Origin of the sequence: Picosynechococcus sp. PCC 7003 (assembly GCF_001693255.1) — a bacterium.
Taxonomy (GTDB): domain Bacteria; phylum Cyanobacteriota; class Cyanobacteriia; order Cyanobacteriales; family MRBY01; genus MRBY01.
Genome location: NZ_CP016474.1, coordinates 122,937 through 135,548, shown reverse-complemented (window position 1 = coordinate 135,548; position 12,612 = coordinate 122,937). Strand labels below are relative to the sequence as shown.

Annotated in this window: 15 protein-coding genes and 1 tRNA gene; 9 read left to right on the top strand and 7 right to left on the bottom strand. The window is 48.4% G+C overall.

Annotated elements, in window-relative coordinates:
* Window positions 1–142 precede the first annotated feature (142 nt).
* From AWQ21_RS00685 to psbZ, 3 genes are all read right to left on the bottom strand, one after another.
* A tRNA-Gly gene (locus AWQ21_RS00685) sits at window positions 143–214 on the bottom strand.
* A gap of 99 nt (window positions 215–313) precedes the next feature.
* The gene (gene ribH / locus AWQ21_RS00680) at window positions 314–790 is read right to left on the bottom strand and encodes a 6,7-dimethyl-8-ribityllumazine synthase (RefSeq protein WP_065712885.1); all 477 of its coding nucleotides are present in this window, start codon (window positions 788–790) and stop codon (window positions 314–316) included.
* 142 nt (window positions 791–932) lie between these two features.
* Window positions 933–1,121, bottom strand: a complete 189-nt coding sequence (gene psbZ, locus AWQ21_RS00675; RefSeq protein WP_012305774.1) for a photosystem II reaction center protein PsbZ — start codon at window positions 1,119–1,121, stop codon at window positions 933–935.
* Between the two features lie 220 nt (window positions 1,122–1,341).
* Here psbZ and murJ point away from each other — a divergent pair, with 220 nt between their 5' ends.
* On the top strand, window positions 1,342–2,943 hold the full coding sequence (gene murJ / locus AWQ21_RS00670; RefSeq protein ID WP_065712884.1) for a murein biosynthesis integral membrane protein MurJ: 1,602 nt from the start codon (window positions 1,342–1,344) through the stop codon (window positions 2,941–2,943).
* Between the two features lie 25 nt (window positions 2,944–2,968).
* On the opposite strand, the gene AWQ21_RS00665 is transcribed toward murJ, so the two are convergent.
* Window positions 2,969–3,847 carry a carbohydrate ABC transporter permease gene (locus tag AWQ21_RS00665; RefSeq protein ID WP_065712883.1) on the bottom strand — a complete coding sequence of 293 codons (879 nt, stop codon included), beginning with the start codon at window positions 3,845–3,847 and terminating at the stop codon, window positions 2,969–2,971.
* A 178-nt stretch (window positions 3,848–4,025) separates the two neighbouring features.
* Between AWQ21_RS00665 and AWQ21_RS00660 the strand changes: the two genes are divergently transcribed.
* Genes AWQ21_RS00660 through AWQ21_RS00650 form a run of 3 tightly spaced genes read left to right on the top strand, consistent with a single transcriptional unit; the run spans window position 4,026 to window position 5,361 of the window.
* Complete coding sequence (locus tag AWQ21_RS00660; RefSeq protein ID WP_012305771.1) at window positions 4,026–4,310, top strand: hypothetical protein; 285 nt, start codon at window positions 4,026–4,028, stop codon at window positions 4,308–4,310.
* On the top strand, window positions 4,310–4,726 hold the full coding sequence (locus tag AWQ21_RS00655) for a heavy metal-responsive transcriptional regulator (protein ID WP_065712882.1): 417 nt from the start codon (window positions 4,310–4,312) through the stop codon (window positions 4,724–4,726). The genes AWQ21_RS00660 and AWQ21_RS00655 overlap by 1 nt, the downstream gene beginning before the upstream one ends.
* Window positions 4,723–5,361, top strand: coding sequence for a bifunctional 4-hydroxy-2-oxoglutarate aldolase/2-dehydro-3-deoxy-phosphogluconate aldolase (locus AWQ21_RS00650; protein WP_065712881.1), 639 nt, complete (start codon window positions 4,723–4,725; stop codon window positions 5,359–5,361). The genes AWQ21_RS00655 and AWQ21_RS00650 overlap by 4 nt, the downstream gene beginning before the upstream one ends.
* A gap of 77 nt (window positions 5,362–5,438) precedes the next feature.
* On the opposite strand, the gene AWQ21_RS00645 is transcribed toward AWQ21_RS00650, so the two are convergent.
* Complete coding sequence (locus AWQ21_RS00645) at window positions 5,439–5,825, bottom strand: AbrB family transcriptional regulator (RefSeq protein WP_065712880.1); 387 nt, start codon at window positions 5,823–5,825, stop codon at window positions 5,439–5,441.
* Between the two features lie 215 nt (window positions 5,826–6,040).
* On the opposite strand from AWQ21_RS00645, the gene AWQ21_RS00640 reads away from it, so the two are divergent.
* The 4 genes from AWQ21_RS00640 to AWQ21_RS00625 all read left to right on the top strand — a co-directional run bounded on the left by AWQ21_RS00640 (window position 6,041) and on the right by AWQ21_RS00625 (window position 9,051).
* A complete protein-coding gene (locus AWQ21_RS00640; protein ID WP_012305767.1) occupies window positions 6,041–6,484 on the top strand; it encodes an Rrf2 family transcriptional regulator in 444 nt (147 codons plus the stop codon).
* A gap of 10 nt (window positions 6,485–6,494) precedes the next feature.
* A complete protein-coding gene (locus AWQ21_RS00635) occupies window positions 6,495–6,872 on the top strand; it encodes a GFA family protein (RefSeq protein ID WP_065712879.1) in 378 nt (125 codons plus the stop codon).
* A 46-nt stretch (window positions 6,873–6,918) separates the two neighbouring features.
* A complete protein-coding gene (trmH, locus tag AWQ21_RS00630) occupies window positions 6,919–7,578 on the top strand; it encodes a tRNA (guanosine(18)-2'-O)-methyltransferase TrmH (RefSeq protein WP_065712878.1) in 660 nt (219 codons plus the stop codon).
* A 630-nt stretch (window positions 7,579–8,208) separates the two neighbouring features.
* Window positions 8,209–9,051, top strand: a complete 843-nt coding sequence (locus AWQ21_RS00625) for a formate/nitrite transporter family protein (protein WP_065712877.1) — start codon at window positions 8,209–8,211, stop codon at window positions 9,049–9,051.
* Between the two features lie 123 nt (window positions 9,052–9,174).
* Here AWQ21_RS00625 and AWQ21_RS00620 read toward each other — a convergent pair whose 3' ends face one another.
* Both AWQ21_RS00620 and der read right to left on the bottom strand, forming a co-directional pair.
* A complete protein-coding gene (locus tag AWQ21_RS00620) occupies window positions 9,175–10,401 on the bottom strand; it encodes a trans-acting enoyl reductase family protein (protein ID WP_157094679.1) in 1,227 nt (408 codons plus the stop codon).
* 47 nt (window positions 10,402–10,448) lie between these two features.
* The gene (gene der, locus AWQ21_RS00615) at window positions 10,449–11,810 is read right to left on the bottom strand and encodes a ribosome biogenesis GTPase Der (RefSeq protein WP_065712875.1); all 1,362 of its coding nucleotides are present in this window, start codon (window positions 11,808–11,810) and stop codon (window positions 10,449–10,451) included.
* A 206-nt stretch (window positions 11,811–12,016) separates the two neighbouring features.
* On the opposite strand from der, the gene AWQ21_RS00610 reads away from it, so the two are divergent.
* Complete coding sequence (locus tag AWQ21_RS00610; RefSeq protein ID WP_065712874.1) at window positions 12,017–12,568, top strand: NUDIX hydrolase; 552 nt, start codon at window positions 12,017–12,019, stop codon at window positions 12,566–12,568.
* Window positions 12,569–12,612: the final 44 nt, after the last annotated feature.

The window sequence follows — 12,612 nt, the reverse complement described above, 5'->3', positions numbered from 1 at the left end:
AGCACTATGGTCCATCGTAATCCTTGATTCTGGGCCAGTTCAATAAATGCGCTTGAATATTCCAGACAGTCTATAGCAAATCGTGGCGATTTCAACAGACCAACGATGAGGTTATTTTATTGTTTGATTAGTTTTTCAATTAAGCGGGTAACGCGATTCGAACGCGCGACATTCACCTTGGCAAGGTGACGCTCTACCACTGAGCTATACCCGCTTGCGTGCTGAGCATGTATACAACTATGCCAAGAAAAAACAAAGATGTCAAGGGTCTCGGTGATTTTTTTTGACCCACTGTTGACGGTGGCACAAAGGCTTAAATTTTCCCCATGAGACTCGCCATTTCTAGGGCACTGAGAGCGTAGCCCCAGCCGAGGTTATTCTTAATCCCGGCCCGTTCGAGGGCTTGCTGCATGGTGTCTGTGGTGAGGACGCCAAAAATAACAGGCACTCCCGTTTGGAACGCCGCCGCCGCAACGCCCTTAGATACTTCAGCCGCAACGTAATCAAAGTGGGGGGTATCGCCACGAATTACCGCCCCGAGGCAAATGATGGCATTGTATTTACCGGAATCGGCCAGTTTTTTGGCAACTAGGGAAATTTCAAAGCAGCCGGGCACCCAAATGTAATCAATCTGTGTCCCTTCTGGATCGGTATCGACCCCATGGCGACGAAGACAATCTTGGCAGCCTGCGAGGAGCTTGCTCGTTACAAGGTCATTAAAACGACCAATGACGATCGCCAATTTGAGTGCTTGGGTGTTGTCGTTATAGGTTCCTTCAAAGGTAGCCATAGTGGATTTGTAGAGAAAAGGTGTAAAGGGTGCAATCAATAAAAAAATTAAGGTGCAATCACGTTGAAGTTGCCAACGCAGGGGATTGCACCTTGGGGAAGATCAGGATCGTCCTGATCGCCAGACATAAAAATGTGCTTGGTTAAATCACGAAAAAATTCAGGACGCCGACGGCAATGACCAGCACAGTCCAAGCAATGGAGCCGACAAAAATCAAGGATTTGGACTGTTCCCAGTTGGTAGGGGAGGCATAGGCAACGGGGACGCCAATTACCATCAAGAACGAGAGGGCCACGAGGGCAGCAAGGGCAAGTTGGAATAAAATAGTCATTTTTTAAAATTCTCCCAAGACAGCAAGCAAATGGGGTTTATGGGCTTAGGATGCCAAATAGGGTTTTGAAAATCCTAAAGTTTTTATTGTTTATAGTAAGCTACCAGAAAATTGGCCTTCTCTGGTAGATGGGGCCGCAAGTGATTCTCAAAGAAGGCATTCTCGGTGAGAATGGGAAAGCTTTTTGCTTTTTATTGTGTTTTTTTAATTCCTAAAGATTGTGACTGATTCTCCTCGAAAGTCTCGTTCGCTGGCTGGTATTGCGGGGGTTGTGGCGATCGCCACCCTGATTAGTAAGGTATTCGGTCTAGTGCGAGAGCAGGCGATCGCCCGGGCGTTTGGGGTGGGGCCAGTGGTCGACGCCTATGCCTATGCCTACATTATCCCGGGCTTTTTGCTCATTTTGTTGGGGGGAATCAACGGGCCGTTCCACAGTGCCCTGGTGAGTATCTTGGCCAAGCGGGATCAAAAAGATGCGGCGCCCCTCGTTGAAACGGTTTCTACCCTGGTGACGGGAGGACTCCTGTTGATCACCATTCTGCTGGTGGTCTTTGCGGGATTTTTCATTGACTTGGTGGCCCCAGGTTTAGAGGGAACCGTGCGGGAGCTAGCGATTTTGCAGTTGCAAATTATGGCCCCGTTGGCGGTTTTTGCGGGTCTCATTGGTATTGGTTTTGGGGTATTAAATGCTTCAGATCAATATTGGCTACCAGGGATTAGCCCGTTATTTTCAAGCCTCAGTGTGGTGATTGGGGTCGGCAGCTTAATCTGGATTTTAGGAGAACAGGCCAGCGCCCCCGAATATATGCAGTTGGGTTGTATTGTCCTAGCGGGAACGACCCTCGTTGGTGCGGTTTGGCAGTGGCTCGCCCAGGTGTTTGCCCAGTGGAAATCGGGCTTAGGTACCCTGCGGCCCCGGTTGGATCTGAATATTCCAGGGGTAAAAGATGTGATGCGGGTAATGTTGCCTGCCACCTTGTCTTCGGGGATGCTGCATATCAATGTTTATACCGATATGTATTTTGCCTCCTACATTGAGAGTGCGGCGGCGGCGATGCGCTACGCCAATTTCATCGTCCTCACGCCCCTGGGGATTATTTCCAACATGATTTTGGTACCGTTGTTGCCTGTGTTTTCGCGGTTGGCGGCCCCAGAAAATTGGGATGAGTTAAAGATCCGTATCCGCCAGGGTTTGTTGCTCACGGCCCTTTCGATGTTGCCCCTGAGTGCAATTTTTGTGTCCCAGGCGCGGACGATTATCCGGATTATTTATGAATACAATGCCTTTGCGGCGGAAGCGACGGCCATTGTCGCCCCGGTTTTGATGGCCTATGGGATGGGGATGTTTTTCTACCTGGGGCGGGATGTGTTGGTGCGGGTTTTCTATGGCTTGGGAGATGGAGTCACGCCGTCACGGATTAGTGTTTTTAATATCTTTTTGAATGCGTTTTTAGATTTTATTTTGGTGAATCAGTTCCAGACGCCGGGTTTGGTCTTTGCGACGATTGGGGTCAATGTCTTTTCGATCATTATGATGCTTGGAATCTTAAATCGCCGCCTGGGCGGATTGCCCTTGGGGGAATGGGGCTTGAATTTACTGGGCCTAACGGGGGCAGCGATCGCCGCTGGATTTGTGAGCTGGGGAATTTCTCTGGGGGTAGAATCCTTGAGTTTCGGCCAAAACCTCTATGTGCAGGGCTTGGAATTATTCGTGGCGATCGCCTTTTCCTTAGCCATTTTCTTTGGCCTCGCGAGTTTGTTGAAACTACCAGAACTAGAAATTTTTTGGCAGCGCATCAAAGGTAAGCTCAAACGGGGTTAGGAGCAAAAGTTTGAAGGGATTTGGTTTAAAACCCCTGGTTTGTTTGGCGAGACAGATAAAGGTTAAAAATGGAGAGAACAAAAATTACCAGGAACAACACCAGCCCAATGGTGCAAGCATAGCTAATCTCCAGATTTTGAAACGCCTGCTCATAGAGATAATAGACCACCGTTTTTGAAGCGTTTAACGGTCCCCCCTGGGTCATTACATAAATTTCTTCGAAAACCTTCGTTGCCGAAATTGCCGAAATCACCGATACCAGCAAAATATAGGGACGCATCAAGGGCACCGTAATATCTAGATGTTTGCGCCAGCCGTCCGAACCGTCCAAGGAAGCTGCTTCATACAGTTCCGGGGAAATCGCCTGCAATCCGGCCAGATAGATCACCATGTAATAGCCCAGTCCTTTCCAAATGGTCACCAACATCACACTCCAGAGGGCGAGTTTCGGATCCGTGAGCCAAGGAATTCCGTCCCCTAAACCGACTTGTTTCAGGAGTTGATTAAAAAAACCATTGGACGCATACAAGGCGCGCCAGGCAATTCCCGCCACCACCAGAGAAACGATCACTGGCGTATAAAAGGCTGCCCGAAACCAAGTAATCCCCCGGAGACTCTGGTTCACCAAAATGGCCAAGGCTAAGGAAAAACTTACCAAGATCGGCACGACTCCAATTAAGTACAACACCGTATTACCCAAGGTTTTCCAAAACAAATCATCCTGGAACAGCAGAGCAAAATTTTTAAACCCGATCCAGCGGGGGGTTTGGGTCAGATCATATTGATACTCGGTAAAACTGAGGTAAAACGCTTGGAGGGCCGGGAGGGCTACCGCTAAGCCCAAAATGGCAAGGGCCGGTAACAAAAACAGATATGGCGTCAGGAACTTAGTTGAAAGTTTCATGGGGAATACTGGGGCGCAGAATCAAAATGTATCTTAAGGCAAAAATCCAAGCTTGCCTGGCCTAGACTGCAATTTAGGATCGTCCCTCGAACCAAGGAGAAGCGCCAATTTGTTAAGCTAAAGGTGATCGTTATTCATTATTTTTCAGCCCCTGTGGAAAATTTCCCTGGAAAATTCTATGGCCCGTTTCAATCGACGAACTGTTAAGCGTTTATATCGTAAGGAGCCAGTGTCTAGCTTCTTGATTGTGATGGGTTTAATTGAGGTGGTGATTGGGGGCGTCGATGAGCATTGGGGTCTATTTACCATCGGTTTGGGATTTGTATTAGGGGCGATCGCCATTCGTTGGTCTCGCATTCGCCGCGATCAACGGGATCTCAACCGGGTTTTACCACGTCGTTATTTACCCCCCACAGAAGTGAATGTCCCGCTTCCCCAGTTGATGAACGAAAGACAACGCTAATGGCAACGGCAGATTATGGCCTCAAAATTGGGACCGTGGCCCAGCAGAGCGGTTTACCGGTAAAGACGATTCGCTACTATGCAGATCTGGGTTTGTTGACCACGGTGATGGGGCGATCGCCAAAGGGTTATCGACTCTTTTCGGCGGCAGTGTTTGCTCGGTTAGCCTTTATTAAACGGGCCCAGTCCCTCGGTTTAAGCCTCGAAGACATTGGCAAAATCCTATCGGTGCGCGACCAAGGAACTTTGCCCTGTGGGGTGATTAAAGAATTATTAGAAGCGCAACTCCAAGAAATTAATCAGCAAATGGCTGCCCTGACGATCCTAAAGGGGGAATTACAAGGTATTCTGTCTGGTTGGCAAGATTTTTCTGATCAGCCCCAGCCCCCATCGACCATTTGTCCAAATTTGCAATGACCCCCCTCCAACAACGCTGGTTTGCACAACTCCAAGAACACCGGGCGATCGCCGTCATTCGGGCTACGGATTGGCAACAGGGCATAACTATGGCTGAAACCGCCATTGCTGGGGGATTGCAACTCATCGAAATTACCTGGAATAGTGACCAAGCCGGCCGCATCATTACTACCCTACGGGAAAAGTTTCCCCAGACAATTATTGGCACGGGCACAATCCTCACCTCTACGGAATTAAAAGAGGCGATCGCCAGTGGCGCAACCTTTGCCTTTAGCCCCCACAGTGACCAGGCTCTGATTAAAATTGCCCACCACCAAGATATTCCCATGGTTCTTGGAGCGATGACTCCCAGCGAAATCTATCAAGCTTGGCGTTGGGGTAGTGATGGCGTCAAGGTCTTTCCCATTAAAGCCGTCGGTGGCGCTAGTTTTATCCGTTGTCTCCAAGCGCCTTTCCCTCAAATTCCTCTGATTCCCACCGGGGGCGTCACCCTGACTAATGGCCCCGAATTGATCCAAGCCGGGGCGATCGCCGTTGGCCTGTCGAGTGATCTTTTTCCGCCGGTAATGCTAGGGCAACGGGAATGGCAACACCTGAGCCAACGCTTCCAGCAACATCACCCTAGTCAATGGTAATCACTATACAAAATAAAAAACGACCCCCATAATGGCGATCGCAATACCGATTTGTACGGATTAATTCTTAGGAAAATTTAAGCCTCATCATCAGCACCTAGTTGTTTGAGATGAATGTGCTTGCGACCTAAAGAAATTTCAAATTCATCACCAGGCTGAAGACCCATCTTTTTTGTGTAGGCAGACCCAATCAAAAGATTCCCATTGGACTGGACACTAATACGATAGGTGGCAGCACGACCACCCCGGCCCTGGGCGTTTGTATTGCTATCTAACTGCACCCCTTCTGCTTCGATGAGGGCGTTATAGAACTTCATCATATTGACACGTTCAACCCCATTCTTGGTGATCGTGTAATAGCCGCAAGCTCTAGCTTTTTCTTCTTTACTGTGGGTTTCAAGCTCCTTCACTTTCGCGAGCAGTGCATCACCGGTCAATGTTTCAATCTTTTTCTTTGTAGCCATTTACTTATTACGAATGAATGACGATAAATGAGAGTTATGGGATGAAGCCTGCGAATTAATTTTCACTTCGCTGCGCACCTTAAACTTTTAAATTAGCTGTTTCTCACGTTTATCTTACATTATTCTCCCTTAAAATAGAGGTTAAGACGATTTTTTTTGGCAAAAATAATCGCATTCTTTCCTAACATGCCAAAATTTTTTCAAAAAAGGTAGCCATGAAGCTAACCACCAGAGGTCATTACAGCGTTAAAGCTTTACTTGATATTAGTTTACAACCCGGTTATGGCCCCACCTCCGTAAAGGCGATCGCCAAACGCCAAAACCTCCCAGCCCCATACCTTGAGAAGCTGTTGATTGAGATGCGTCGAGCCGGAATTCTTCGCTCAGTCCGGGGTGCCCAAGGGGGATATCAATTACTATCGAAACCCGAAGATATTTCCCTAGGTCAAATTCTCCAGGCCATCGGTGAAACCATTGAACCGCTACCCCACCATGAACCCCATCCCGACCAAGCCGAAGATTGGGTGACCTTTAGTCTCTGGCAACGACTCCACCAAAAACTCCAAGAAGCCCTTTATAACATTACCCTTGCTGATTTATATTACGACGCCCGCAGTTGGAAAGCGGCCCAGGGGGAAGCCACAAGTTTTGTTATTTAAAGGTTTCACAATGTCTGATTTTTCTGAACCGAAACGCTATGGGGGTGGCTGTCATTGTGGCGGTGTTCGCTTCCAAGTCATTCTGAGAAACGTTAAAGCCCTTGACTGCAACTGTTCCATTTGTCGCAAAAAAGGATTTCTCCATATCCTTGTTTCCCAGGTAGATTTCCATTTACACCAAGGAAAAGATCTACTAACGGCTCACCACTTTAATACCCACCAAGCAACTCACCTTTTTTGTCGGCGTTGTGGCGTCCATTCTTTTTATATCCCCCGCTCCCATCCCGATAGTATCGATGTGAATCTGCGCTGTTTAGATGAAAATCTATTAGATGTCTTTGAGATTATATTTTTTGACGGGGAAAATTGGGAAGACAATCTCTCCTAAATCACCTAAAATCTGGATCCTGTGCTGTTAGCTAAAAAATAAGATTGTGCTATCGAGAAGATATCAACGCATTTGCGAAACCCTAAACCGTCGTCAACCCGACCTCACTGTCCTCATGGAGGATGTCCACAAACCCCACAATATTTCTGCGATTATTCGCACCTGTGATGCAGTAGGGGTGATGGCTGTCCATGGTATGAATCGGGTCGCAGATGGTGATGTCCTCGATACTTATTCCCAGGTGGCCCAAGGTAGTGAAAAATGGGTTGATTTAAACCGTCACCCTGATATCACCACGGCCATCGATCAGCTCCACCAGCAAAACTTCAAGATCTATGCGGCCCATTTAAGCGATCGCGCCGTTGATTATCGCACCATTGACTATACGCAACCCACGGCAATTTTGATGGGTGCCGAACGGTGGGGGGTCAGTGACACAGCAGCCGAGCGGGTGGATGGTCACATTATTATTCCGATGCTAGGGATGGTGCAGTCCCTCAATGTTTCCGTGGCTGCAGCGGTGATTCTCTTTGAAGCGCAACGTCAACGCCTCCAGGCCGGGTTTTATGACCAACCCCGCCTCGATCCAGAGTTCTACCGTCAGAAAGTCTTTGAGTGGGGCTACCCCGAACTTGTTGCCCATTACCGCGATCGCCAATTACCCTATCCCCCTTTAGATTCAGAAGGTCAAATCATTCAAACCTAAGCCCAGCTAGCCTTAATCCCCCCCATTTCAATACACCCATGGCTGCAATCATGCCTGCTTGGGTGTTTTTCATGTAAAAACGTAATTCAATTCATGCATAGAGCTCAAGTGCCATCAAAAATCGTAGCTTCGGTTACAAATTTTCAGGATTTCCTTGTTTAACTTATGAACTGTTGAATGTAAAAAATCTCTTTAAAAGAAGATTTTTTGTAAATCAATTTATCTTTTATCAAGGATTATTACTGTCTTTGCAAAAGCCACTGCAAATCACACCTTGATCATCTCCTTCTAAGCAATATAAATGCGCCATATTTTGTTGCTACCTGCAAAAAAGTAGAGCTTTAATTGTGACTGGAAGATGATTTCTTTTAAGAGAATTGCCTTTTGGGCAAATTGCTCAAAAATGCTATGATATTCTGCCTTGACGTAGTTCAAGAGTTTTTTTTAGATCAATATCAAAGCAGAATAAAAATCTAGAGCTAAACTTTTGCAATTAAATTCACAAAAAGTAAAATTAAGTTCTTGATGAACAATTTACCTGTGGTTTAAAAGTCAATCTCAAAGCGCATTAACGCGATAAAAACCAATCACCCTTTTGTTTCCCAATCGGTTTTAAATTAGGAGAAAATAATGGACTACGTAATCCCCAAAGAACTAGTAGATGCCAGTATCAAAGCAGGCGAAACAAAAGCACGGCTTTCCGTCAAAGATCTGCTCATCCGTGGCTTCTACTCTGGTTTGGCTCTTGGTGTTGCCACAACTCTCGCTGTTACCGTCGCTGTGCAAAGTGGTTTACCCTTCCTCGGAGCGCTCCTCTTCCCTTGGGGATTTGCCTCCATCGTGCTTTTTGGGATGGAATTGGTGACCGGAAACTTCGCTTTGATGACATCGGCAATGTTGGCTGGGCGAGTGAGGTTTGGCAAAGCTCTAAATAACTGGCTTTGGGTTTATATCGGCAACTTTTTAGGCTGTTTGTTTGTTGCACTACTGATGGGTTTCTCCCTCACCAATGGTGGCACGGCTGACCCGAGTCCTGTGGGCGAAAAAATCATGGAAATTGCCCTCTCCAAAACTGTGGCCGTCAAGGAAATGGGCACCAATGGTTTCTTCCTTTTTATCGTCCGTGGCATTTTTTGTAACTTCCTGGTTTGCCTGGCCGTGATGATGGGTATGGTGAGCAAGTCTGTCCCTGGTAAGTTTATGGGCTGTTGGTTCCCGATCTTCGCGTTTGTCACCCTTGGTCTGGAGCACATCGTCGTTAATATGTTCTTTATCTTGACTGGTATGGTTCTCGGCGCACCGATCTCTGGTATGGATATGGTCTTCTGGGATTTCTTGCCTGTGACGATCGGTAACATCATTGGCGGTGGTATTTTCATCGGCGCTCTGTTGTACTCAACCCACTACACGAAATCCCAAGGGCTTCCCCAAATGGCAATGGAAGAATCCATGAAAAATCCCGTACTGCGCTAAAAAATTGGGCTTAATCCACTGATTGCCAAAATAAAAATAATTAGGGAAATAAAGGGAGTGACTCAGGTCGCTCCTTTTTCATATTTTGGATATTAAGGAAGGGCGATCGCCTGGGGAATTAACTCAAAGAATGCTGAAGGTTAAACCACTGTAGGTAGTGAGACGTTCGATGAGAGGTTCGCCCATCCCTGTGGCTGGCGTCCAGAAGCCACCTGGTCGGGATAAATGATCTTTGGCTAAACAGAGTCCTGCTTGGGCAATAATTTTTGCGGTGGAGCCATAGCCGGGATCGCGATCGCCAGTGACTTTGGCCATGAGGGTTTCGCCGGAGGCAGTGGTTCCCCAAAAGCGTAGATCGTAAAACCCTGCTTGCTGTTGGCCGGGGGAAGGCCCTTCACCGGGAGCTGGGACAATTTTTTCGAGGATGCCAGGGGCGATCGCCGCTGCTCCTCCCAGAATCTTGAGTAACAGGCTTAGACCCTGGGCTTTGAGCCAACCGCCAACACTGACCCCCGTAAGCAATCCTTCGTCGTACTGGAATTGTTCACCATAGGCCCAATTTTCTAAGGCATTGGAGCGCAGCACGATGGGGGTATTCACTGCCGCCATGATAAAGGGTGTCACCCATTCACCAAAGGCGTGATCGATTTGTACGGGAATTAGGGGAGCTGGATGCTGTGGATTGGGGGCTTCGGAACAGAGGGCATAGGGATTTCCCAACAGTGCTTTGATCTCTGGGTCGGCGATCGCCTCTTTGATCAGATTCACACCACTGGCCGCTGTTCCCCCGGAAATTCCCCCCTGGGCGGCCTTCACGCGCATTTTTATCTGATGACAGGGTTCCCCAAATTGTTTTCGGGCTTGCTGCTGCAAAAAATACACCCCAAGGTCAGACGGTACCGAATCAAAGCCGCAACAATGGATAATCCGCGCTCCCGCTTGTTGGGCGATCGCCTCATATTTGCTCACCATTTTTTTGATCCACTGGACTTCCCCAGTCAGATCGCAATAATCAGTCCCCGTCGTGGCGCAGGCCCGTACCAGGGTTTCGCCGTAGAGGCTGTAGGGGCCGACCGTGGTGACGATCACCTTCGTTTGCGCACAGAGAGCCATCACTGCCCCTTGATCAAAAACATCAACGACATGACTTGCTAAGGTCTTCCCAGGGACACCTAAGGAACGCTTCAGTTGGGCTAATTTTTCGGCTGAACGACCGGCGATCGCCCAAGTAAATGATTCACGTTCCGCATGGTCACAAAGATAGCGGCAAATAATTTGGCCCACAAAGCCAGTGGCCCCCACCACAATCAGATCATAGGTGGGTGACGAAGACATTTTTTCAGAAGACATAAAGCCTGGTGCCCAAGACAAATATGCCCTTCAGTGTATCGCCTGCTTTAAACCTTTGTGGCTCGGTTGGGAGTGCCCCGCTCTGCATCCCGGACTCGCTTACCCCGCCAAACCAATTTAATCGGTGTGCCATGGAAACCAAGATCCTGGCGAAATTGCTTCTCGATATAGCGGCGATAGCTGTCATTAAAACGTTTGGGGTCATTGACAAATAGAGAAATCGTTGGTGGCTGACTACGCACCTGGGTGCCATAGTAAATCCGGCCCTGTTTCCCTTGGCGACTGGTGGGGGGAGAATGCCAGGAAACCGCTTCTTGGATCACCTCATTAATGACGGAGGTAGAAACGCGGCGACGGTGAGATTCAGCAGCTTGATCGACTAAATCGAGGATTTTATTTACCCGCTGACCAGTTTGGGCACTGATAAAGAGCATATCGGCCCATTCCATGAAAAATAGACGCGCCTGCAACTCTTTGCGGTATTGGTTGATGGTGTAGGTATCTTTTTCGACGGCATCCCACTTATTAGCGATGATAATTACGGCTCGACCTTCGTCAATGATCCGACCCGCCAGTTTGAGATCCTGTTCAGTCACCCCATCCAAAACATCAATTACAAAAAGCACCACATCGGCGCGGCGGATTGCTTTAAAGGCACGGTTAATGCTAAAAAATTCGGCCCCATAATCCACATTTTTTTTCCGGCGGATGCCAGCGGTATCAATGAGGCGATATTGTTGGCCGTTGCGCGCGATGATTGTGTCAATGGCATCGCGGGTTGTACCAGAAATTGGGCTGACGATCGCCCGTTGTTCCCCGGTAAGAGCATTTAGCAGACTCGATTTACCGACATTGGGGCGACCAATAATCGCGACATTAATAGTGGTATCTTCTTCCACGTCGGTGATCGTCGGGAGATATTCAATGACTTTGTCTAAAAGATCACCGGTACCACTGCCATGGATCGCTGAGATGGGGAAAGGTTCTCCCATGCCCAGTTCCCAGAATTCGGCTGCTTGGGTATAACCTTGTTCGAGGGATTCGCACTTGTTGACAGCAAGGACAACGGGGACATTTTGTTGGCGCAACCAGTCGGCAATTTCTTGGTCGGCGGCGTTTAATCCGGCCTGGCCATCCACCACAAAAAGGGCAACGGCGGCTTCGGCAAGGGCGATCGCCGCTTGTTCGCGGATTAGGGGGATAAATTCTTCGCGGTCATCGAAAACGATCCCACCCGTATCGACAATCTGAAAGTTGCGGTCTTGCCAAAAACCAGGGCGATAGGTGCGATCGCGGGTAATGCCGGGCTGATCATGGACGATCGCCTGTTGATCGCCAGCAATGCGGTTGACGAGGGTGGATTTGCCCACGTTGGGACGACCGATCACGGCAATAATGGGGAGTTTCATAGGGACTCTGCTTGAATCAGGGGGAAAAGACTGGATAATGACGGGGGGACTCGCTAAACTTTAGTACAAGCGGTCTGGTTTGCTTCAAAAAATTATGATATAAACGCCAACATCAAAACTCAGAATATTTAATCATACCAATTTTTAAGGCGATCGCCCCGATTCTGGTTCTCCTTTTCTTAGTCTTTTACCCTGTAATTTTTCCCATGGCTTCCCACAATGAACTGCCTGAGGTGATCAAACCTCTCTTGATGTATAGTGGCTCGAAATTTGCCTACGAAGTGAATCGCCTGCGGTTACCCAATGGGGCCGTTGGTGACTATGGGGCGATCCGCCATCCGGGGGGGGCGTTGGTGGTGCCCGTGACCAATGAAGGGCAGTTAGTGGTGGTGCGTCAGTATCGCTTTGCCCTCCAGGGAAGGATTATTGAATTTCCGGCAGGAACCATCGAAACCGATGAAGATCCCCTCAGCACGGTGCAACGGGAACTGCCAGAGGAAGCGGGTTACGTGGCGAAAAATTGGCGATCGCTAGGGAAATTCCCCCTTTGTCCGGGCTACTCTGACGAGTGGATTTATAGTTTTTTGGCGACGGATTTAGAAAAATTAGCCGTCCCTCCAGCCCAGGATGCCGACGAAGATATTGAGGTGCTCTTGCTGAGTCCAGAAGAGTTGGAAGCCAAAATCCACAATGGCGATCGCCTCGATGCAAAAACCATTGCCAGCTACTATCTCGCTAAACCTTTTTTGACCCTCTAATACTGCGGTAATCCCACCGAAAAATTGAGCTAAACTGCTACTGA